We start from the raw sequence: 21849 nt of genomic DNA on the forward strand, positions 1-21849 counted from the left end.
AGCGGCACCTGCGTTGACAGCCAACATCAAACTGATCGCTGGCCTTGGCAACCCCGGGAGCGACTACCGGGGCACACGCCACAATGCAGGCGCCGACTTTGTGGAGGCGCTGGCACGTCAGTGCGGCGCCACCCTGCAGAGCGAGGGCCGGTTCTTTGGCCTCACTGCACGCATTACCCTGGCAGGGCACGACCTGCGCCTGCTCATCCCCACCACGTTCATGAATCGCAGCGGCCAGGCCGTGGCGGCCATGGCGGGTTTCTACAAGATCGACCCCGAACAGATCCTGATTGCCCACGACGAACTGGACATCCCGGCCGGCCAGGCCCGCTTCAAGCAGGGCGGCGGCCACGGCGGCCACAACGGCCTGCGCGACATTGTTCCAGCCCTGGGCAACAACAAGAATTTTCACCGCCTGCGCATCGGCATCGGGCACCCCGGACACGCCTCCCGGGTGACCGGCCACGTCCTCGGCAAGCCGACCGCCGACGAGCGCGTGCGGATCGACCAGAGCATTGACGAGGCACTCGACGCCCTGCCCCTGCTGCTGGACGGCAATACCAGCCGGGCCATGTCCCGGCTCCACAGTTTTAGCGCTGCCTGAGGCCGCTGGCCGGGCGCCCCTTACCGACAGGACACAGTCATGGGAATCAAATGCGGAATCGTCGGCCTGCCCAATGTGGGCAAGTCCACCCTGTTCAATGCCCTGACCCGGGCCGGCATCGACGCCGAGAACTTCCCTTTCTGCACCATCGAACCCAATGCCGGCGTGGTCCCGGTTCCCGACCCTCGCCAGACCCGGATCGCGGAAATCGTCAAACCCCAGCGCGAAATTGCCACCACCATGGAGTTCGTTGACATCGCGGGCCTGGTGGCCGGTGCGTCCAAGGGCGAGGGCCTGGGCAACCAGTTCCTGGCCAATATCCGCGAAACCGATGCCATCGCCCACGTGGTGCGCTGCTTCGAGGACGACAACGTCATTCATGTGGCCAACAAGATCGACCCCGCGGCCGACATCGAAATCATCAACACCGAATTGGCCCTGGCCGACCTCGAAAGCTGCGAGAAACAGCTGCAGAAAGTGACTCGCACCGCCAAGGGTGGCGACAAGGAAGCCATCGCCATGAAGGCGCTGCTGGAGAACAAGCTGCTGCCCCAGCTGAACGAAGCCAAACCGGTGCGGGCCCTGGAACTCGACAGCAATGAAAAAGCGCTGGTCAAACAGCTGTTCCTGCTCACCGTGAAGCCCACCATGTACATCGCCAACGTGAGCGAGGAAGGCTTCGAGGACAACCCCCATCTCGATCTCGTTCGCGAGATCGCCGCCACCGAAAATGCTGTAGTGGTACCGATCTGCAACAAGCTCGAATCAGAGATCATCGAACTCGAAGACGAAGAGCGCGAAGAGTTCCTCGCCGACCTGGGCATGGAAGAGCCCGGACTGAACCGGGTCATCCGCGCCGGCTATGAGTTGCTGAACCTGCAGACCTACTTCACCGCCGGGGAAAAGGAAGTACGCGCCTGGACGGTCAAGGTCGGCGCTACCGCCCCCGAAGCGGCCGGTGTGATTCACACCGATTTCCAGAAGGGTTTTATCCGTGCGGAAGTGATCAGCTACGACGACTTCATCACCCACAAGGGCGAGCAGGGAGCCAAGGACGCCGGCCGCTGGCGCCTGGAAGGCAAGGACTACATCGTCCAGGATGGCGATGTCATCCACTTCCGGTTTAACGTCTGACCGCAGCCCCCGTGGTACTAGAACACCCGCTGGTAACTCAGCTGGTAGAGATCGAAGCTCTCGTCGCTGTCGTTGACTGAGCCGAAGGCGTAGCTGGCCTTGATGGCGTTCTTGCCAGCGAAGGGGAAGACCAGCGTGATTCCGGCCTTGGAGTCGCGCTGCAAATCGTCCAGTTCACGGCCGTCGACGGTGCTGCGGCCACCGCGGTAGCCGTTCACATTCAGGGACCCCCAGAAGCCCGGTGCAAAGCGTTTTATCAGGTGCACCTGGGTGGAATAAATCGGGTCCTGCTCGCGGGTGAAGCCGACAAAATCATCGTTGTCGGCAAAGCCCCACACACCGAGATCCAGCTCCAGCAACCAGTTACCCCCCAGCGGCTGGATATAGCCCAATTCGGCCTTGGCCGCCCAGCGGTTGGCCCCCACATTGATCAAGCGGTTTTTGTTGTATTCCCCTGTCGGGGCGACCACCTTGAGGCTCGCCCCCAGTATGGGCCGTGGATTTCGACGCAGTTCCGCGAAGGCCTCGCGCGTCATCGCCGGTGCACCCAGCAGATTAATGGAAAAGCCAGCGCTGAAATCACCCCTGCCCTGATAGTCCCGCTCCAGCTTCCCCAGGATCTCGTGAACGGCCTGGGTGTTGCCGTCCGCATAGGACTGCTGGAAGGACACCGTGGCGGTGCGGCCGGCCAGGGCAAAGGCGCGGGTATAGCCGACGGTGACCGTTGAGATGCTGGAATCCAACCCGACAATGGGCAGGGAGGGGTCGGGCACCGTGTCGCCGTCTGTGTAGGAGGTACCCAGCGTGAGCAGCTGCGTGCCCACCGGGGCCGGCCAGTAGGCTCTCGGGGTCAGTTCCTGGCCTAGAGCACCAGCCGCACTACCCAGCAGCAAGGTGGCCAGGCCCCATACTCGAATGATCTTTCCAGACACCACACTCTCCCCAAGTTCATGCTGCCGGCCGCCTTCCAACCTGCGCCTGCAACAGCAGCTTAAGATCGCGAATTTCATCGCGCAACTCAGCCAGGGTCGGCTCTCCGGAGGCCAGCGCCTCCGCCTGAGCCTGGCGCTGGTGCTCCTCCTCCAATACATTCACCACGATACCGATGATCATATTAAGAAAAGCAAAGGCCGACAGGAAGATAAAGCTGAGATAGAACACCCAGCTCAAGGGGTAGATTGCCATGGTTTCGTACATGACATCGGTCCAGTCCTCGAAAGTCATGATACGGAACAGGGTGAGCATACTGACGCTGATGTCTCCCCAGAGGGTATCGTTGATGGCGGCAAAAAAGGTCGTGCCCACCGCGGCGTAGATATAGAAGATGATGAACATCATCAGCATCACGTAGCCGAGTTGGGGAAGCGCCGCCATCAGGGAATTCAGCAGGGTCCGCAGCTCCGGGATGATGGACACCATCCGCAGTACCCTGAAGATCCGCACCAGGCGCCCGATCAGCGCCAGTTCCGAGTCCTCGATGGGAATCAGGCTCACCACCACAATCAGGGTGTCAAAGACATTCCAGCCGCTGCGAAAGAAGCGCCTCTTGTCACTTTCACCCAGGAAGCGAATGCTGATCTCCACCAGGAAAAACAAGGTGATCGCCCAGTCGAGAATAACAATGAGCTGGTTGGCCAGTGGTGGCAGTGGATAGGTCTTGGCGCCGATCACCAGGGCGGAGACCAGGATGATGCTGATGACCAGGATTTCGAACAGTTTGTTACTGCGCAGGCGCTCGAATTTCGCCTGCAATACATCGGTGTTGAAGGGCATAGGAATCTACGACAGAGAGAACAAGGATCAAGGGCCCGACCCCTGAGGCCGGGGGTAGCCGAATTCTAGGGAATCGGCAGGCAGTTGGACAGCCTGTTCGAGGTTTTGATCCGCTAGTCAGCAACCGCGGGGGTGCGCACTCGGTACGCACACGCCCGATGGACGACTAATAATCCCCCTTCCGGTTGGGTTGTGACTGGTTCAACATGTATTCAGCCGCGGCGTCGACATCGTAGTCGCTCAGCCCGGGGTTTCCGCCCCTGGCGGGCATGGCCAACCAGCCTTTTTCGGCGTGGCCCATGAGAACACCCTCCCACAACTCCGAGCGGCCTTCCCAATCCTCGGTCTTGCCAATGACAGGGGCCCCCATGACCCCGGAAGCATGACAGCCGGCACAAGTGGACTCGTAAATCTTGCGACCTTCCGCCATGCGGTCCGCCGGGCCGGCAAAAACCAGACCACTTACCAGCGCGAACAAGGAGAACGACAGAACCGGCATCCGGGCGTTGACAGGGAAGATCATGATGGCGGACTCCTGAATGCTAATCGACATATACAGACTATATCCGCTTACAGCGTTTCTTCAATCTCCACGATGATGACTTCCGCTACAGCCATCAACAGCTGTGCCTCATCCGCGGGGCCTTAATGCCACCCCGGTGATTTATTTCTGAGGCTTGAACTTGGACTTGGACTTGGGCTCAGGCTTGGACTTCGCCTGAGGCTTGGCTTTGGGCTCAGACTTCGACTCGGGCTCGAACTCTGGACCCGGCTCAGACGGGTCCTGGCCCAGGACGACAACGACAGCTGATCCCGGATCATTGATAGCCGCGATAATCGCCTCCGCCGCCGCGATCAGTTCCTCCGCATCCACTTCAGGAATTTTCTTACCGCTCTGGGCGCTGACCGCGTTGATGAACGCCTTCAGCTTGTTAGCGGCAGCATGGTCATTGGCAGTATTGCCGTCCTGCAGACGACTGAGGGCATTACGTAATTTGGCATTCAGGCTCTTGGCCACCCCCTTGTGAATGTCCAGTTCGGACAGCTCGGCCATCAGGGCAACCAGTGCTTCCTCCGGTGTCAGCTCGACAGGCGGCTCTTCCGCACATGCCGACTCCCTGGGAGTCACCGAATCAAGGCTCCAGCGAACGATACTGTTCTGCTGGTCGCCATCCCCGCCGTCTGCGGAGAACCTCATCCAGTTCACGTCATTACTGGAGGTGAAGTAATCAAACGCCAGTAGTTCTTCGGCCGAGGGAATATCGGCAGAGAACAGAATGTCGGTGTCCCCGGGCTGACCGCCAAGCCCGAACTGAAATCCCAACAAGTCCTCCCCGCCAACCGTTACGCCCAGGTCCTCAGCAATGACGGAAGCCGAGAAGAAGTCCTGCACCGTATTGAAGGCGTCATCCCAAACGGTGATCACACCCGGTTGCCCGGAAAACGATGCCGCGTCACCCACTGACAGCTGGAAATTCGTTACGGCATCCACGTAGCGACCCACAGTTTCACTCGGGTCGGTGTCCTCAATGCCATCCCTGTAATCGACACAGCCATAGACCGCGTCATTCGCCATGATCTCGTCACCAAGATTGGAGCCCACGGAGAAAACGGTACCGGTAAATTCCACTGAGTATGCTGTCGGCTCTGATGACTCGCCCACATCCAGAACCAGCGTGAAGACGTCACCCGGATTGGTGTTCTGCGTATCCACCTCTATTGTGATCGAGTCTTCTGTAAAGCTCGTCGCTATTTGTGCGCTAAAGGTATTGCTCACTTCCGCCAGCGAAGTGATAGTCCCTGAGTCGACTGCAATATCTTCGAATACAAATACCAGCGGCGCGTAAGTGATGTTTGGGAATGCGGAAGTGTTCTCGTAGTTCAGCGTCAATGTGTGCTCGGCAAAGTCAGCCGACGTAGTGACATTGGCGTCGACGCGACTGAACTCGACATCAGAAAAACTGACGATTGCCACCGGGCTTGGCCAGTCCGATTGCCCGGGAAACTGATCGTTGATCACCGTGCCCGTGATTTCATCGCCCTCCACGGCCGCCTGTAATTGAAGCACCGGAAAACTTGCCAGCAGGGCCGCGACTACCACACGAATGTCCGTTTTCATTGACGACTCCTTATCGGGGTATCGGAATGTTCCGGATTCAGCTGTGCACCAAACACAGGGCCGTTGAAGTTTCAGCCTAGTTGATAGCCTGCTTACTCAAGGGAATGTTTCGTTATTAACGACTGGATTTATATTCCTTCAATCTGGGGAGCTAATCCGCCCCCTCCGCATCGGGAGCGGTCACTGCGGGCCTTGTTCCGCGGCACATCCGTAAAGAAGATTGCGCATGGAAAGCAATGGGATAACCGAGGGCAACCCTAAAGCAGAAGTCTCCAGGGCATTAATTATAAAGCGTGGTTAGCGGCGCATAGGTTCCACTTTATTCCGGGCGGATAGGTTACACAATTTAGGCATTTGGGGAGGTTCCACAGATGCCCTGGAATGAGTGTAACCGTATGGATGAGCGCCTCCGATTCGTCGCCAGGCTCCTCGATGGCGAAAAAATGGCGCCGGTATGCCGGGAGTTCGGCATCTCCCGCAAGACCGGCTACAAGATCTTCAATCGCTACAAAGCCAAAGGCTTACCCAGCCGGCGCCAGCTGAAGCCGGTGCACCGGCTCGCCAGGCAGCAGCGGCGTGCGGCGGTTGTTCACGTAGTCGTCGTGGTTGGCGCGGTAGAAAGGGGACAGCGGGTGCCCGCTCTGGCCGCCGGGAAGGGCGAGTATGCCATCGGCTTCGCGCGAGGGCGCGACGATAAAACGCATCGACTGGCCGTGATTGTTTTTCTGCGCCAGCGGCACGTTAACATCGCCGGACTGCACTGACCTCGGCATGTTCAGGCGCTCGCCGAGGAAGGCGGGCAGCGCTGCTGCCAGCGGGTGCTTCATGTGCAGGGCATTGACCTCGCCCCAGCGTGCATCCGCCAGCTCCCCATGGTCCTGTTGCAGCTCTTCCAGCACTTCTACAAGCAACTGGCGCTGCAGTTGCGCCCAGCTATCCTGGCCGGCGGGCAACCAGTGCGCTGGCCGTTCATCCCGCAACATGATCATGGCCACTTCCGAGTGCCCGTTCAGCAACCACAGGTCTTTCTCCGCCTCCGGCAGCAGGCCCTTTTCGCGCATGGCCGCATTGAGCAGGCCGTTAAAATGGGCGGTAAACGCTTTCTGGTACAGGCGCGCTATGGAATAGCCTACGTCCTCTTCGGCAGCGCGCGCACGCCAGTCGCGCAGGTAAACCAGGGCCTGTTGTTCATCCTCCGACAGCGAGGGGAGTGATTCCAGCAGCTCCACCAGGTGGTCCCGCCAGCCCTGCACAACCACCGCCCTGTCGTTCTGAAGCATGTCCAGCATGGCCTGCTCGTCGAACTGCTGCCGGGCCTTGAGATCCTGCTCGATCAGCCAGGCCCGTGTACCGAGATCGTAGCCCGAGCTACCGATCTTGCGCTGGCCATCGCCGCCGACAACGCGGTTGTTGGCGGTCCAGATATAGGGGTTGCTGCTTGCATTGACGCGGGGGTAGGCCTGCGGCGCCAGCCAGCCCTGCCAGCTCGCATCCGCCTCCTGCCAGGGAATAATGCGATCAGTCTCCAGGCCGCTGCGCTCGGGTATCTGGCCGAGCACGGTCCACTCGAGATTGCCCTGTGAATCCGCGGCCAGGTAATTAAAGGGGGTGACCCCGGTCTGGCGGGCAATCGTCGCGGCCTCGGTGGCCGTGGCTGCAGTGTCCAGACCGAGCATGGGCATCAGGTTGATCGCTTCCGGGTACTGGGTAAGCCAGCGGTACACCACGGTTTCGCCACTATCGAGTGTCGTCAGCGGCCCCCAGCGGGTGCTGCGAATCTCCATGGCCACCGGGTCCGACCCAGCCACTTCGATGGTCTCGGTCCGGGTCTGCAGGGGTTCCGCGCCGTCGGGCGTCAGGTAATTGTCACCGTCGAGTTCCACCGCGATATAGTCGGCCCAGTCACCGGCGGTGTTGGTCATGCTCCAGGCCACCCGCCCGTTACTGCCAATGGCGACGGAAGGCAGGCCTGGCACCGATACCCCCGTCAGCATCAGCGCTTCCCCGGCGCTGCTCTCGTACTGCAGGTGGGTGCGGTACCAGATGATGGGGACATTCAGTCCCAGGTGTGGATCATTCGACAGCAGGGCGCCGCCATGACTGGTCAGGGAGCCGCTCACCGCCCAGCTGTTGGAACCATTCATCGGCGTGGGGCCGGCGGCGAGGCCGGCCACCTGCAGCGCAGACTGTGACAGGTCCAGCGTGGCAGGAGAGGCGACGGTGGGCAGCGGATAGCGGCTGCCGTCGATGGCGCTGTCCCACAGTGAACCCCGCGGTTGCACGAACTGCAGCAGTTCCTCACCGCCCAAGCGAAGCAGCAATTCGCGGGCATATTCGCGGTTCACAATTTTACCGGTCATGTCGACCATCATCGCCAGGGACACCAGGAAACTGTCCTCCGCCATCCAGGGCTGCGGCCGCTGGCCGACAAGCCAGTATTCGAAAGGGCGGCTGCCCAGACTGCCCAGGCCGGCGTTGACACCCGCGGTATAGGCCTCCAGCAATTGTCGCCCCGTGGCCGGCAATTGCGCCAGGGCTTGCTGCGCAACGGCCCGCATCCGGTGCAGACGCATGGCCCGGTCCGCTTCCAATGCGCGCTCGCCGAACAGGGCTGACAGTTCCCCCGCGGGCATACGCCGCAACATATCCATCTGGAAAAAGCGATCCTGCGCGTGGGCGTAGCCCAGGGTAAACATGGCATCTGCGGTGGTCTCTGCAGTGATAATAGCGGTACCGCGGCCGTCTCGGGACAGGCTGGAAGGCCGTTCGAGAGCGGCGTGCTCCACCGTACCGTCAAGCGCGGGCAGGCTGGCGCGAAGTGTGAGGTAAGCGGCCAGGCCAAGGCCCAGCGCAATCAGCACTACGCCAATAAATAAAGAGCGAAAGAGTTGTGTCATTGAGTTTCCCTGGCATGTATTTCCGGCGCGCCGCTGGCCCATTATCAATCGGCTACGGATGGATGCCCGTCCCCCGTAAATTGGGTAGAGCCGGAAATGCTTTGGCTTGATGCCGAGTGATACGAAATTGGGGAGAAGTGGTAGCTACGGGTGGACTTGAACCACCGACCCCAGCATTATGAATGCTGTGCTCTAACCAGCTGAGCTACGTAGCCACATCAGATGCGGGACTGTGCTGTCCCAACGAGGCGCGCATTTTCCGGAAATCCGGTGGGCAAGTCAAGCACCTGCGGGCACGGAATTCCGTTACCGTGGTAAAATCTCTTCTGCACGGCCTCACTGGGACTTGGCGAGGTCGATCAGGTGCCTCCAGGCAAACTTCATCAGCAGGTCCCGCCGCTGTTCCGGCGTGCGGTCACCGTCAATCAGGCGGTAGGAGAAAATGAGGGCGGAGGGTTGTCCGGCACCGTCAAGGGGGCCATCCACCCCGGTGATGACCAGCACCGAAGTCGTATCCCTGTCGTGGAAGATGTAGGTAAGCTTGCCGGGATATTGCAGCTTTTCGCTGAAGGTCTGCCCCCCCTCGGCAAAGCCGGCATTGAAGTCGATCTGCTCCGGGGCCAGTTTGTCGACGTCGAACATCTCCTTGACCATGAACTTGAAAACAAAGCGCAGTGAGTGCCTGCCAGGCCCGGTGCCCTTGTACTCGCACTGGCTGTAAAACACCGGGATATGCTCGTTGGACTGGAAGGGACGCACCTCCGGGCCCAGCACAGACCGGGCGATTTCCTCGGTGAGGTAGCCGCAGGCATTGGGAATCTCGTCGATTTTCGGCGGCAACTTCGCTGCGTCGGCAGACAAGGCCTGCAGCAGCAGGAAGGTCAAGCAGTAGAGTCTCGCACGCATCGGGCTCTCCCGGTCGGGGTTGGAGAATCAGTCACTACCGCGAAAAAGATAAGCTGCCGCGGCAGCGCGTGTCCAGCCGCGACACGGTAATGACAACCGGGCGGGGCGACGCTTTGCGCATTCCGCGACACAGTTGGCATAATGCGCCCGAACTCAATCCTGGAATTCCTCATGCCATCTCGCATCTTCGGGCTGATTGCCCTCATCCCCCTCCTGCTGCTGACCACGGCATCCCGGGCAGAAACCGTCGACGAGGTCGCCGAGCAGTACGTCCGCCTGGTGCTGGCCCTGGGTGAGCACGACGAGGGCTACGTCGACGCCTACTACGGCCCCGGTGACTGGCGTGAGTCCGCGGCGGTGAATACGCCCTCTATGGCCGCCATTGCCGTCGCTGCAGGCAAACTGCAGGACAAACTTCCGCCGGCTACCCGCGGCGAAGATATGGAGTCCCTCAGGGTCAGCTACCTGCGCACGCAACTCTCCGCGCTCAAGGCCTACGCGGAGCTCTCAGCTGCTGACGGACCCCGGGACTTTGACGCCGAAGCACTCGCTCTTTACGACACCCGGCCACCTCACCGCAGCCTGTCCTCCTTCGATGACATCCTCGACCGCCTGGACAAACTGCTCCCGGGAGACGCCCCTCTGCATGAAAGGATGGACGCCTTTCAGCAGCAGTACGACATCCCCAATGACCGTCTGCCCGCCGTATTCCAGGCCGCCATCGACGCCTGCCGCGAGCGCACCCTGGAGCGCATTTCCCTGCCAGAAGGGGAGAGTTTCCGGCTTGAATATGTGACCGATAAACCCTGGAGCGGCTACAACTGGTACAAGGGCGATGCCCACAGCCTGATCCAGGTCAACACCGGCCTGCCGGTACGTATCGACCGGGCCATAGACCTTGGCTGCCACGAGGGTTACCCCGGCCACCACACCTACAACTCCCTGCTCGAATCCGAGTTTGCGAAGAAGCGGGGCTGGGTGGAGTTCAGTGTGTATCCGCTGTTCAGCCCGCAGTCACTGATTGCCGAGGGCAGTGCCAACTACGGCATCGAACTGGCATTCCCCGGCAAGGAAAAACTGCATTTCGAGCGCGAGGTGCTGTACCCGCTGGCGGGGCTGGATCCGGACACCGCCGCCAGGTACGACGAGGTGATGGAGCTGACCGCCGAACTGAGCTTTACCGGCAATGAAATCGCCCGCCAGTACCTGAACGGGGAAATTGATCGCGAAAAAGCCATTGAGCTCAAACAGATCTACGGACCGATGAGCCGCAGCCGCGCTGAGCAGGCGATCCGCTTTATCGACACTTACGGGGCCTATGTCATCAACTACAACTGGGGCAAGGCTCTGGTGAAGGATTATGTAGAGCGGGGTACGACCACCAATGACCAGCGCTGGCAGCGATTCAACCAGTTGCTGGCCTCACCGCGACTGCCTTCTTCACTCCAGTAGTTAGCGCCCGGGGAGCCAGTCTCCTGGCCCCCGGAGGCTCACAGGCCCGCCAGAAACGCCCGGTGTGCCTCCAGCATTTCGGTCAGGGTCTGCTCTACCGCGGGCCACTGCCGCACACCATTCCACCAGGCATTGGCAATCTCAAGACCGGACATCAGGTCCGGCGCACCCAGTGCCCCACCGACCTCCAACGTGTAGGCCACTACCGTCGCCAGGCAGATATCACCGACATCGGGCTCCCCGATATCGCCCGGCCAACTTGCGAGCAGGGCCTCCAGATGCTGCAACTGCAACCTTACCAGGTCCAGCTGGGATTCAACGCCGACGTCCGCCCGTCCAATCAGGGAAGCAAACAGGGGAAACAGGGCGGGGGCGAGATGGGTATCGGCAAAGGAGGCCAGCATCCCGTCTCGAGCTCGCGCTTCCGGCGACGGGTCTGCAGGTGAAGTACCGGGAAAGATGTCGTTCAGGTAGCGCAGAATGACTGCGGACTCACCTATCGACCGGCCGTCATCCAACTCCAGTTGAGGCAGCTTCGCCAGCGGGAAGCGCTGCGCAAATGCGTCCGTACGCAGTGCTACCGGCGGCGGCACAATGTCCACTGGCAAATCGCGCTGGCGTATCAGGATGCGCACCCGGGCGCTATAGGGTGAATTGTCGAGATTGTAGAGTTTCATTCTGGGTTTTCCGCAGGAACAAGAGACTGCGATCCGGCAGGGGATCAGGATGCCCAGCTTAGCGCGGACCATCCCGGTAAATTTGATAAAGCGCAATGCTGCCGACTGCACCCTCGCGCAGACTTGCAGCCATGAACATACCAGAACCAGACAACGCCGTATCCGTGTCAGAAATCCAGCTGCCCTCACCGCGCAATTACATCGATGGCAGTTTCAGTGAACCGGCCAGCGCGCCCGGACCTTTGCTGCACGACCCCAATACCGGAGGGGTATTGCAGGATCAGCGCGTCAGCGACGGTGAACAGATCGCAGACGCGCTCGCTGCCGTCGACAAGGCCTATCGCGTGGGAGCTTGGGAGGAATACAGCCCGGCCGAGCGAGCACAGGTGCTGGAGCTCATCGCAGACCGCCTTGCGGCGCCGGAGTATGCGGAAAAAATGGCCCTCGCGGATGCCCTGACCACGGGAACTGCGATTCGGGTAACCCGCCTGATGGCCTCATTGGTACCCTTTGTGTTTCGCGGTGCCGCAGCCTATATCCGCGGCGGTGAGTTGCAGCAGATGCTGCCCGGCAAGGCGGGCGAGGTCGAGTATTTTCGCAAGCCCTGGGGGCCGTCACTGCTGATATCCCCCTGGAACGGGCCCACGGCGATCGGCTCACATAAAATTGCCAGCGCACTCGCAGCGGGAGCTCCCTGTATCCTCAAGCCGTCTGAATGGACACCCCACTCAGCGCTGATCATGGCGGAAGTCATCGCCGAACTTGATCTGCCTCGAGGTACCTTTCAGCTGGTTTGCGGGAACGGTAAGACCGGCGCGACCATGGTCGAAGACCCCCGTATCAGGGCGATCTCCTTCACCGGCGGGATTGCCGGTGGCCAGGCGATCGCCAGTGCCACCGCCGGGCGCTTCGTACCCCTGCAACTGGAGCTGGGGGGTAATAACCCCCTGGTGGTCATGGCCGATGCCGACCTGGATGCTGCAGCGGAGGGAATCGTCTATGGATTGACCAACCTCAATGCCCAGTGGTGCAGGGCGCTGGGACGCCTGCTGGTACATCGATCCGTCAAGGACGATCTGCTGGAGATCGTCGTAGACAAGCTTCGCAATGTAAAAATGGGTCACTCACTGGACGAGACCAGCGACATGGGCCCCCTTATCCACAAGGATCACTACCAGCTGGTGCAGAGCGAAATCGACCGCCTGCAAAGCCTTGGCGGCAATCTCATCAGCGCCACCCCGCTGCCCGACCTGTCCGGCTACTTTATCGCACCCACTCTGGTAGACGGTTGCACACCGGAACAGAGCCTTGGGGAAATTTTCGGCCCGGTGGCCTGCATCCACACCTTCGACACCGAGGAAGAGGCACTGGTACTGGCCAATGGTACCGCCTATGGCCTGGCCGCCTATGTGTACAGCAAAGATGAACAGCGGGCGCGAGTCTTCGCGCGCAGAATTCGCTGTGGCGGGGTAAAGATCAACGGGTTCAGCCTGCTCGCCCTGAGTGGTGTCGCACCGCGGGGTGCCTGGGGCGTCTCCGGTCTGGGCGAAGAAGGAACACGCCAGTCGATTGACTTCTTTACCGGCGCCCGCGTGGTGGGCGTTTCCCCTCAGGATGTGATTGGCGGCAGCGGCGCCCCTTAGAGCGCCACACTTACTCGGGCACTGCCAGCCTGATAGTCTGGGTCACCCCCTCTGCCGACAGTTCAAACACTGCATCATCGAACCTGGGCGGGCCGAAGCGGGCCTTTGCATTGTTCGACAGTGCCACAGGCTCCTTCGGAATACCGATAAAATTGCTGTCCAACTTTCCGTTACCGTTCACATCCAGGTAAGCAGTGAAAGCATATCGCCCGGGCGGCAGGGTAATTGCCGTGGAGAAGCTTCCCTCGGCGGGGTTGACCCGGCCACGAGCCACGACGGTATCACCCAGCCAGCTGTCGGCATCTGTATAGACCGAGATGTAGACACTCGGCCCCTCCGCCTCCAGCCCATCGACCGCAACGGTGAGCAGGGCACTCCCCTCCTCCGCTTGACTCACAGCCGCTCCCAATAACGCGGCGATTGCCAACGCAGCAAACGGCAGTTTGCCTGATTCCCTGTGTAACATCGGATCCTCTCCTTACTCCAACTACCCTTTATAGTGAACGGAACATACCGCAGTACGACAGCCTACCTGCCTCAGCTACTCGTCCCCGCAGTGACCACCCACGCACCTGCGGCGCAGTGTAGCCACCGCCTTTTCCTGGCGCCAAAAAAAAGACCGCGCGTGGAGGGCGGTCTAAACATCTGAATCCAGGCGGGAGTGGAATCAGAATCTGAAGCGAGCGCGAATACCAAAGGTACGCGGATCGCGCAGGATCTGGCTCACCGAGAACGGGGGTACCTGCCCCGCCGGCATGAAGCCATAACTCACGTTACCCAGACCACTCTGTGCGCGATCTTCATCGGTCAGGTTGTTGACATAGGCCGTCACCTGCCACTTGTCGCTACTCAGGCCGGCACTGAAGTCCGCCAGCCAGACTTCCGGCAGGTAGCTCAGGTTACCCGCATCCATGTACTCCTTGGACTCGTAGCTGCCAAACAACTCGGTGAAGTAGTGCCAGCCGTTGTTGAACTGGCCATCGTAGCGGATGGAAAGGATCATCAGATCTTCCGGTGTGTTGGTGAAGGCCTTGCCGGCAAAGTCACCTTCCGGATTGCCCGACTGCACTTTGTCATAAGTCCCCGGCACACCTACATCGCTGATACTGAACTCCTTGTACTCAGTCTCGTTGTGGGTGTAGGCCAGGCGGAAAGTCCAGTTGGCCGAAGGACGGTAGATCGCCTCCATCTCGGCACCGATCACCTCGCTCTTGCCCGCATTGGTTACGGATACATTACTGACCCCGGCCATGCTGGTGACGAAGAACGGCACCTGTTGGTCGGTATAGTCGTTGTAGAATGCCGCTGCGTTCAGGCGCAGGCGGTTTTCCAACAGATCGGTCTTGAACCCGATCTCGTAGGCCAGCAGTTCCTCCGGCTCGTACTCGCCGGTGGAAATGTCACCATTGCCGTCGGTGGTGGCGATCCCGCCTGGCTTGAAACCTTCACCAACCGAGGCGTACAGGAATACATCATCGTTCGCCTGCCAGTCGACACTGACGCGTGGAACAAAGGCGTCGTAATCCAGCGAGCGCTTCTGCACTTCGGGTACGAAGGAGAACGTAACAGGATCGAAGTACGGCATGTTGAGGAAGCCGTTGATAAAGGTATCAAGCGGCAGGCTCTCATACTCCAGTGTTTCTTCCAGGTAACGACCCTCTACCGTCATCCGTAATGCATCGGTGAAGTTGTAGGTGAACGATGCGGCAATCGACCAGTGGTCTGTATCCCGACTCATGGGAATCGGCAGCGGCGTCATTTCAGTCTGTATGCCAGAGAACAACATACAGGTGTCCACCTTGCCCGGGACCGCACACGTCGGGTCAGCAAAGCGTGACAGGATGGAGTCCCAGTAGGTGGCATCCATGGACTCACGAGCCCACCACATCTGGTTCATCACCGCGTCCATTTCCTCTTCCCAGTAGAGGCCGTCCAGCATCCACTCCAGGTTGCCCACATCACCGCTGATACGGATTTCCTGGGAGAACTGCTGGTACTCAAAGGACGTATCGGAGTTGGTGTTAACCCCGAACTGTGTCATTGCAGCGGTCGGGTCGTTACCCAGCGGCGTGAAATCAGGGAATGGACCGAAAGGGTTGGCGAAGGCGTACTGCGGATCGAAGTTGGCAGAGCCCGGCCCCAGGCTCTCCAGATCGAAGTTGGTCAGGTCAAAATCTTCAGACACGGACGTCTCGTTGTCGGAATAGGCCGTCAACGACACGATGTCGATACTGTCCAGCGACCAGGCCAGCTCCAGCGAGGTTCGAAGATTCTCTATCGAGGTGCCATCGAAGTCCTTGCCGGTCAAGGGGTTGGGCGACTGGTCGATATCCGATTCACCCAGGGTATCGACTTCCCCCATCAACATGGAGGCACAGGCAATGGGTTGGCCAAACAGATAGGCGAATGACATGGATCCAGCACACTGCTCGGCAGTCGGCTCGGGCACCCCCCGGATTCCACCGGGAATCGGGGTATTCACTGCCCCCTTTCCGAGACTACCCGATAGAAAGAAATCTCCGGGAGCACTGGCATTGCTCAGGGACGGCGATACCGCAATCGCCCGCGGCGTGTAGCTGTCTTCAGAGTACTCCGCCCGGAAATAGGCCGAGAACATCCCTTCGGGAGTAAAGTTCAAGCTGAACGCAACACCGTCCTGCTCTACCCCCCCGAGGTCACCGCCGGTATTGGGGTTTTCGTAGTAGCCATCAAAGTCGCTGGTGGTAAACGTGAGGCCTGCGGCCAGTACATCGGGCACAATGGCGAAGCTCGCACCACCCTGGCCCTTCAGGTACCCGTAGTCATTCACCTCTGCCTCGATGTAGCCGTTAAAGCCTTCGCTGGCATCCGGCCGCTTGGTGATGTAGTTCACCGCCCCGGCAAAAGCCGAACGCCCGTAGGTCACACTCTGGGGGCCCTTGATGACCTCGATACGTTCCAGATCCATCAGGCCCATATTGACGAAAGCGCCACCGCCGGCGACGGTAAGAGTTTCCGAGGAAACGTCGATGCCATCAACCAGAATGGCCACGTTGGGCCGGCCCCGACTGATATTCATACCGCGAATCGTTGGACGCGTATCGTTGGGAAGTACCCCCTGCTCAAAGGTCAGACTGGGGGAATACTTGGCCACATCCGCCAGAGAGGTGATCGCTTTCTCTTCGAGTTGTTGCTCGGTAAAGGCGTCTACAGCAATGGGCACCGACTGCAGGTTCTCCACCCGCTTGCGTGCCGTGACAAGGACCTCGTCGAGCACAAAGTCGTCGCCGCGCAGGGCATGGACCTGGCGATCCTCTGCCAGCGCCAGATCACCAGCAACGGCTGCACTGAAAGCAACAGCGGCGGCTATGGCATTTTTCTTGAACATACACTCTCCCCCAGGGATGACGATTACGGGTAACTGGTCAACGGGGCGTTGTCGTTTTAATTCGCTCCGTCGGCCATCTGGTCAGGGGCGCTTGCGGTCCGCTGTCCCATTACCTGATCCACTTTGCCTTGCGCTGCGTATCACTTTGCTGCGCCAAAGTTCTTCTCGGTAGCGTATGTATATCGATTTGGCTGACGGGCACTCATGACAAAAATCAAATCTCTGATCAAAGGCTCTGGGGATCACTGCCGATCCCCACGCAAGACTGCCCGCAGGTACTCCGGTGCCACCAACGTACAGTAATGAACCCCCTTGATGGAGCTCGGCAGAGGGACGTACCACTCATTGACCACTGCCAGGGATTTGGCGCGCAGGCTGTAACGTCCGTCGGGCAGGGGTACGAGGGCCGGGTAAGGGTTGGGACGCAGCCACGTTGGGCCGGTCCAGGCGGTTTCATCTTCTTCCAGCACGAAATCGCCGGGACTGAGCCGACGCTCAGCTGGCGGCAGGGCCTGATAAATGGAATCCAGCATGCGCTGGTGCGCTACGCGACAGCTCTGCTGAGTGCCAAGCAGGGCCGGGTCAACTCCTGCTTTCTCGATCAGTCCCTCGACACTACTCAGTTTGCACGCAACCGAACGTGCCGGCCCGCCCTCGGGAGAGCGGAACTGCTTGACCCGAAGGGGTGATGCCTCGGCCTTGGTGCCGCCAAACTCATCGTAGCTGTCGAACACGACCGTCTCTGCTTCGAGTTCACTGCCGGTCACCTGCTGCAGCGTCCAGGCACACACGTTGTCGTCGCTGAGCGACAGGGGCGCAGCGTGCGCCATCGGTGACAGGGAGGAAAGGATCCCCAGCAGGGGAACAACGCGGTGTATAAAAGCCATGAATTACCTCGATAAAGCGTGTTGGGTAAAGAACGGACGCCGTGATTCGGTCCACAGCAGCAACAAAAGAAACTGGAGCTCTGCCAGGGCGCCGGCCGGCAGCGCCAACGCACTGCCTGCGAGAGCACCATTAACCAGCAGGATGACCAGGCCACCGACAAACGCCCACGGCCACCCCCTGCGATACCAGCAAGCCCCACTCAGCACGAGAAATACCAGATTGCCGACCACGGTTGCCCAGGGTGGACCAGGCTGCGTACTCACCAGTCTCGGCACCTGGCCAGCGCCTGCCGGCTGCAGGACAAGCTCGACAATCTCATGCCAGGCACCATAGAGCAGGCAGCCCAGCGCCAGCGGCCACACTACCGCCCGCCATATTGCTGGCTTCTGCGGCCCGGGCAATGCCAGGCCGTAGAGCGACAGCCCCGGCAGTACCAGGGCGTGCAAGGCGTAGCGCAGCCGGGTGAGCAACTCGTACCATGGCGCCTCGAGGCTGACCGCTCCCAGCGCCACGACGGTGTTATCCGTCGCCAGTGACAGCAACAACACCCGCAGGAAGGCCAGAGGCCAGCCTGGGGCAAAGCGCGCGCCGAAGGTCAGGGCGAGCATCAGCATATGCAGTGCGGCAAACAGGAAAAACCCATCAGACGACAATTCAGGCTCCTTGCGCTTTATCAATCGATGCAGGGCGGCGCTGATATACTCTTCCGCGCTCACGACTGCCTACCACGGAGCCCCCATGTCCAGTCCTGCCGCCACCCTGACAACACCGCAAACGACCGATCGCTTTGCGGCCCTGCGCCGGGCCCCGGTACTCGGCTTGCTGATCGTCACCATGATGTTCTGCGAAAAAATGCTGGCGCATACCTACACCGGCATCACCATCTACGTGCTTCCTGAGCCCTGGAAATATGTCGTTCCCGGCCTTATCGGCTGTTTCGGCGTCTGGCTCGTGCTGCGCGGCATGGGTAAGGATGAGGTGAAGGGGTCGATGCTGGGCTATCTGGGAGCGGTACTGGTCTGGATGTCCTGGTTTGAGTCCTACAACCCTACCATGGCGCGCCTGGCACAGATTCCCGCCGCCATACCGGAAACGGGCAATGTGATGGCTGGCCTGCTCGGCGAACATATTTTTCTGGAGATGAGCGGACTGTACTGCATCGTCCTGATGTTCTTCCTGATGCTGAACAAGGATGTACGCTGCCGCATGCTGCTGTGGGTGCGCCGTCGCATCGGCCTCGCCGACACCGTCGGCAAACCCACCCAGGGCTATCGCCCCAATGTGGCCCGGGTCGCTGCCTTCGAGTACTTTGCCGTGACCTGGTTCATGTACGCATTGATGACCACAATCATCGATCCACGCCTGTTCGGCCTCTACCACCCGGTTACCTACAGCCTGTGTGCCCTGGTGTCGCTGTGGGGCCTTTACCTGCTGTACAAGTGCACCCAGCAGCGCGAAGCTGGCCTGGCGATTCGCTACGGGATCGGCGCAGTTGGCGTTGCCTGGTTCATTCCGGAGACCTTTGCCTTCTACGAAGTACTGTACGAGTTCTATCTCCGGGCAGACCAGCACCCCATCGCAATGACGGTGGTCCTGCTGCTCTACATCTTCTGCATTCGCCTGCTGTGGACAACACCTATCGACGAGCGGACCGGTCGCGCCCGGGCTACTCGCTAGCCACAACCCCGGCACCCGGAGCAGCCTGGAATCCAGCACCTAGGCTGCCCGCGCCTTCGCGACGTTGCGAGCGATAAAGGCCAGTACCAGCATGGCCAGGGACGCCGCCCAATAGGGCCCCTGCGTTCCCAGCTGCACAAACAGCACCCCGGTAACCAGCGTTCCAACCCCCCTTCCCAGAGTACCTGCCGAGGAGTACACCCCCAGCAATAAACCCCGTTCCTGCGGCCCTGCCAGCCGTGAAACCAGACTCTGCATGGAGGTCAGTACCAGCGCAGAGGCAATCGACTGCAGCACGATAGCCCCCATGGCACCGTAATAACTGGAATGGCTGCCAGCCACGACGGTGGCCAGCATCGCCAGCGAAAACAGTACCGCACCCCATTGAAACAGGCGCTGCTCACCAAAGCGCAGGGTCAGGGGGCCGATCAGGCCACCCTGTATCAGGGACAACACCAGACCACCAACCAGCAGCAGCGGTGTCAGGTCCCGCGGGCCCGCGGCAATGCCGGTGTCGCGTACCCACAGGGGATAAATGGCTTCGGCCATGCCGGCGCCGAGGTTGTAGACCAGCACGCCAACTAGAAACTGTGGCACCAGTGCCCGGGACCAGAGCAAACGCGCCGCACGCAGGCGCCCGACACGCGGGGCGGCGCGTGCCGCCGCACGGTGTTCAGGATCCAGGCTCTCCGGCAGCAGGAACAACACCGCCAGCATGGCGGCGGTAGCGAGCACGGCGGACAGCAGGGCCGGTGTCAGCAAATTGGCCGTGGCAAAATCGTCACCGGCCAGCCAGCTTCCCAGCGCCGGCCCGAGAATAAAGCCGATCCCGAACCCGGCGCCAATCAGCCCCATTCCCCTGGCGCGATCAGCCTCCGTCGTAATATCGGTGATATAGGCCTGGGCTGCAGCGATATTGCCCGCCATCAGCCCGGCCAGCAGACGTGAGAGTGCGACCACCCAGATCGACTCCGCGAAGCCCAGCATCAGGTAGCCGGCGATTGCTCCCAGCATGGAGAGCACCAGCACCGGCTTGCGCCCGTGCAGGTCGGACAGGCGCCCGAGAATCGGCGTGGCCAGCAGCATGCCCAGCGCATAGAGCGCCATGCACAGGGTTGCCAGTTCCGGGCCACCCCCCAGTTGCACAACGTAATAGGCGAGAATCGGCACCATGATACCGAAACCGACCAGGTCCAGCACGATGACGAGAAAGATGATCAGCATGCCGGCAGGCTCCTCTGGTGCTCAGGCGCTTTTCAGTCAATCAGGCGGGCGCTTCCACACTGATCCATTTCAGTTCGGTGAATTCTTCAGTGCTGTAGCGGCCCCCGCTGCGACCGAGCCCGGATAGTCCCAGCCCCCCGATGGGTGCCAGGGCATTGCTCTGAAAGGCGTGCATACCGATATGTACTGCCCCGCTGCGCAAACGTCGCGCCGCCGCGAGACCGCGCTGGAGATGGTGGGTGAGCACCGCTGCCGACAAGCCGTAGGCGCTGTCGTTGGCCAGCTCGATGGCTTCGTCCAGGTTCTCTGCACTGACCACTGATACGACGGGAGCAAAGGTTTCCTCACGCCACAGTGCACAGTCCAGCGGCGGCGCCTCGACCACGGTGGGCTTCATGGTCAGTCCATGCAAGGCCTCGCCGCCGGTCAACAGCGTCGCGCCACGCGCCACCGCGTCGGCCACCTGCGCCAACGCCTTGTCGAGGGCCGCCCTATTGATCAGGGGCCCGTAGCGGCTATTTTCATCGCGTAAATCCCCCAGATGCAGTGCCTCGGCACGACGCACGAGGGCGGCAGTAAAATCACGAAAAACCGGCGCTTCCACGACGATGCGCGAATTCGCCATACAGATCTGGCCGGCATGGGTAAATATCCCGTCAGCGGCAATCGCGGCCGCCTCCTCGGGGTCGGCGTCGGCCAGTACCAGCAGGGCACTCTTGCCCCCCAGCTCCAACTGGCAGCGACGCATATGCTCCATCGCCGCCTTACCCACAGCGATGCCGGTATGGGTCGACCCGGTAAGGGCAATACAATCCAGACCCGGATGCCCGGACAGCGGCGCACCACACTCGCCCCCGAAGCCGGTGAGCACCGACAAGGCCTGTGGCGGCAACCCCGCATCCAGCAGCAACTGACCAAAAGCCAGTGCCGTAAGAGGAGTTTCCTCCGAGGGCTTGATCACCACCGCGTTACCCGCCGCCAGGGGAAATGCAGTCATTTTCACCAGCAGGGAGAGCGGTGCGTTGTAGGGCGACACCACCCCCACCACGCCAAGCGGCTCCCTGAACACCATGGACAGGCGTTCGGGATTGTCATTCGGGAAGGTATCACCGTACAGGCGCCGGCACTCGCCGGCGGCGGTGCGCAGCAAGTCCACTGAGTAACGGATTTCATTGCGCGCCTTGGCAATCACACTGCCGCTTTCGTCGATCAGCGTATCGAGGAATCGCGCGCCGCCCTCTCCCGCCATCAACTCAGCGGCCTTCAGCAACACCGCCTCGCGGGCTGCGGGTGCCTGGCCCGACCAGGTGAAAAAACCCTGGCGTGCCACGGTGACGGCAGCATCGACATCCTCGCGACCGGCTCTCGGCACCTGGGCCAGTACGGTGCCATCGGCCGGCGCCAGCACATCAAACCACGCGTCAGTTTGCGCCGCCACAGGCTCGCCGCCGAGCCACATCGGGACACGGGAAACGGGTGCTGTCACAG

At 60.8% G+C, this 21849-nt stretch carries 18 protein-coding genes and 1 tRNA gene; 5 read left to right on the plus strand and 14 right to left on the minus strand.

The features are described 5' to 3' along the window. The first annotated feature begins 13 nt into the window (after positions 1-13). Positions 14-604: an aminoacyl-tRNA hydrolase gene (gene pth / locus FV139_RS02535; protein ID WP_148066658.1), complete on the plus strand. Its 591-nt coding sequence runs from the start codon at positions 14-16 to the stop codon at positions 602-604. A gap of 39 nt (positions 605-643) precedes the next feature. Then, positions 644-1738, plus strand: a complete 1095-nt coding sequence (gene ychF, locus FV139_RS02540) for a redox-regulated ATPase YchF (protein WP_148066660.1) — start codon at positions 644-646, stop codon at positions 1736-1738. Between the two features lie 17 nt (positions 1739-1755). On the opposite strand, the gene FV139_RS02545 is transcribed toward ychF, so the two are convergent. From FV139_RS02545 to FV139_RS02580, 7 genes are all read right to left on the minus strand, one after another. Next, positions 1756-2670, minus strand: coding sequence for a transporter (locus FV139_RS02545; RefSeq protein WP_235898498.1), 915 nt, complete (start codon positions 2668-2670; stop codon positions 1756-1758). Between the two features lie 16 nt (positions 2671-2686). After that, positions 2687-3511 (minus strand): ion transporter, encoded by an 825-nt coding sequence (locus FV139_RS02550; RefSeq protein ID WP_148066663.1) that lies wholly within the window; start codon positions 3509-3511, stop codon positions 2687-2689. A gap of 166 nt (positions 3512-3677) precedes the next feature. Further along, positions 3678-4064, minus strand: coding sequence for a c-type cytochrome (locus FV139_RS02555; RefSeq protein WP_148066665.1), 387 nt, complete (start codon positions 4062-4064; stop codon positions 3678-3680). Between the two features lie 111 nt (positions 4065-4175). Beyond that, positions 4176-5630 carry a hypothetical protein gene (locus tag FV139_RS02560; protein ID WP_148066667.1) on the minus strand — a complete coding sequence of 485 codons (1455 nt, stop codon included), beginning with the start codon at positions 5628-5630 and terminating at the stop codon, positions 4176-4178. Between the two features lie 521 nt (positions 5631-6151). After that, complete coding sequence (locus FV139_RS02570) at positions 6152-8527, minus strand: penicillin acylase family protein (RefSeq protein ID WP_187276364.1); 2376 nt, start codon at positions 8525-8527, stop codon at positions 6152-6154. A gap of 138 nt (positions 8528-8665) precedes the next feature. Further along, positions 8666-8742 (minus strand) — tRNA-Met (locus tag FV139_RS02575). Positions 8743-8863: 121 nt separating this feature from the next. Further along, positions 8864-9433, minus strand: a complete 570-nt coding sequence (locus FV139_RS02580; RefSeq protein WP_148066669.1) for a hypothetical protein — start codon at positions 9431-9433, stop codon at positions 8864-8866. Positions 9434-9604: 171 nt separating this feature from the next. Between FV139_RS02580 and FV139_RS02585 the strand changes: the two genes are divergently transcribed. Continuing rightward, positions 9605-10885, plus strand: a complete 1281-nt coding sequence (locus FV139_RS02585; protein WP_148066670.1) for a hypothetical protein — start codon at positions 9605-9607, stop codon at positions 10883-10885. Between the two features lie 38 nt (positions 10886-10923). Here the strand turns inward: FV139_RS02585 and FV139_RS02590 are convergent, their stop codons facing one another. Further along, entirely contained in the window at positions 10924-11562 is a 639-nt protein-coding gene (locus tag FV139_RS02590) for a glutathione S-transferase family protein (protein ID WP_187276365.1), read from the minus strand. Positions 11563-11693: 131 nt separating this feature from the next. Between FV139_RS02590 and FV139_RS02595 the strand changes: the two genes are divergently transcribed. Beyond that, positions 11694-13205, plus strand: a complete 1512-nt coding sequence (locus FV139_RS02595) for an aldehyde dehydrogenase family protein (RefSeq protein ID WP_148066673.1) — start codon at positions 11694-11696, stop codon at positions 13203-13205. A 10-nt stretch (positions 13206-13215) separates the two neighbouring features. On the opposite strand, the gene FV139_RS02600 is transcribed toward FV139_RS02595, so the two are convergent. The 4 genes from FV139_RS02600 to FV139_RS02615 form a co-directional block, all read right to left on the minus strand. Further along, the gene (locus FV139_RS02600; RefSeq protein WP_213003996.1) at positions 13216-13602 is read right to left on the minus strand and encodes a DUF2141 domain-containing protein; all 387 of its coding nucleotides are present in this window, start codon (positions 13600-13602) and stop codon (positions 13216-13218) included. A gap of 270 nt (positions 13603-13872) precedes the next feature. Then, a complete protein-coding gene (locus tag FV139_RS02605) occupies positions 13873-16572 on the minus strand; it encodes a TonB-dependent receptor (RefSeq protein WP_148066675.1) in 2700 nt (899 codons plus the stop codon). Between the two features lie 242 nt (positions 16573-16814). After that, positions 16815-17459, minus strand: coding sequence for a hypothetical protein (locus tag FV139_RS02610; protein ID WP_148066676.1), 645 nt, complete (start codon positions 17457-17459; stop codon positions 16815-16817). Positions 17460-17462: 3 nt separating this feature from the next. Further along, positions 17463-18176, minus strand: a complete 714-nt coding sequence (locus tag FV139_RS02615; protein ID WP_148066677.1) for a hypothetical protein — start codon at positions 18174-18176, stop codon at positions 17463-17465. 22 nt (positions 18177-18198) lie between these two features. On the opposite strand from FV139_RS02615, the gene FV139_RS02620 reads away from it, so the two are divergent. Then, positions 18199-19137, plus strand: coding sequence for a hypothetical protein (locus FV139_RS02620; RefSeq protein WP_148066678.1), 939 nt, complete (start codon positions 18199-18201; stop codon positions 19135-19137). Between the two features lie 39 nt (positions 19138-19176). On the opposite strand, the gene FV139_RS02625 is transcribed toward FV139_RS02620, so the two are convergent. Next, a complete protein-coding gene (locus tag FV139_RS02625; RefSeq protein WP_148066679.1) occupies positions 19177-20361 on the minus strand; it encodes an MFS transporter in 1185 nt (394 codons plus the stop codon). A gap of 40 nt (positions 20362-20401) precedes the next feature. Then, positions 20402-21847, minus strand: a complete 1446-nt coding sequence (locus FV139_RS02630) for an aldehyde dehydrogenase family protein (protein ID WP_235898499.1) — start codon at positions 21845-21847, stop codon at positions 20402-20404. Between the last annotated feature and the right edge of the window lie 2 nt (positions 21848-21849).

Origin of the sequence: Parahaliea maris (assembly GCF_008064665.1) — a bacterium.
GTDB lineage: Bacteria > Pseudomonadota > Gammaproteobacteria > Pseudomonadales > Halieaceae > Parahaliea > Parahaliea maris.

Coding starts and splice junctions, on each gene's coding strand:
- ychF (WP_148066660.1), top strand. CDS start 644: ATGGGAATCAAATGCGGAATCGTCGGCCTGCCCAATGTGGGCAAGTCC.
- FV139_RS02550 (WP_148066663.1), bottom strand. CDS start 3,511: ATGCCCTTCAACACCGATGTATTGCAGGCGAAATTCGAGCGCCTGCGC.
- FV139_RS02555 (WP_148066665.1), bottom strand. CDS start 4,064: ATGTCGATTAGCATTCAGGAGTCCGCCATCATGATCTTCCCTGTCAAC.
- FV139_RS02560 (WP_148066667.1), bottom strand. CDS start 5,630: ATGAAAACGGACATTCGTGTGGTAGTCGCGGCCCTGCTGGCAAGTTTT.
- FV139_RS02570 (WP_187276364.1), bottom strand. CDS start 8,527: ATGACACAACTCTTTCGCTCTTTATTTATTGGCGTAGTGCTGATTGCG.
- FV139_RS02580 (WP_148066669.1), bottom strand. CDS start 9,433: ATGCGTGCGAGACTCTACTGCTTGACCTTCCTGCTGCTGCAGGCCTTG.
- FV139_RS02585 (WP_148066670.1), top strand. CDS start 9,605: ATGCCATCTCGCATCTTCGGGCTGATTGCCCTCATCCCCCTCCTGCTG.
- FV139_RS02590 (WP_187276365.1), bottom strand. CDS start 11,562: ATGAAACTCTACAATCTCGACAATTCACCCTATAGCGCCCGGGTGCGC.
- FV139_RS02595 (WP_148066673.1), top strand. CDS start 11,694: ATGAACATACCAGAACCAGACAACGCCGTATCCGTGTCAGAAATCCAG.
- FV139_RS02605 (WP_148066675.1), bottom strand. CDS start 16,572: ATGTTCAAGAAAAATGCCATAGCCGCCGCTGTTGCTTTCAGTGCAGCC.
- FV139_RS02610 (WP_148066676.1), bottom strand. CDS start 17,459: ATGGCTTTTATACACCGCGTTGTTCCCCTGCTGGGGATCCTTTCCTCC.
- FV139_RS02620 (WP_148066678.1), top strand. CDS start 18,199: ATGTCCAGTCCTGCCGCCACCCTGACAACACCGCAAACGACCGATCGC.
- FV139_RS02625 (WP_148066679.1), bottom strand. CDS start 20,361: ATGCTGATCATCTTTCTCGTCATCGTGCTGGACCTGGTCGGTTTCGGT.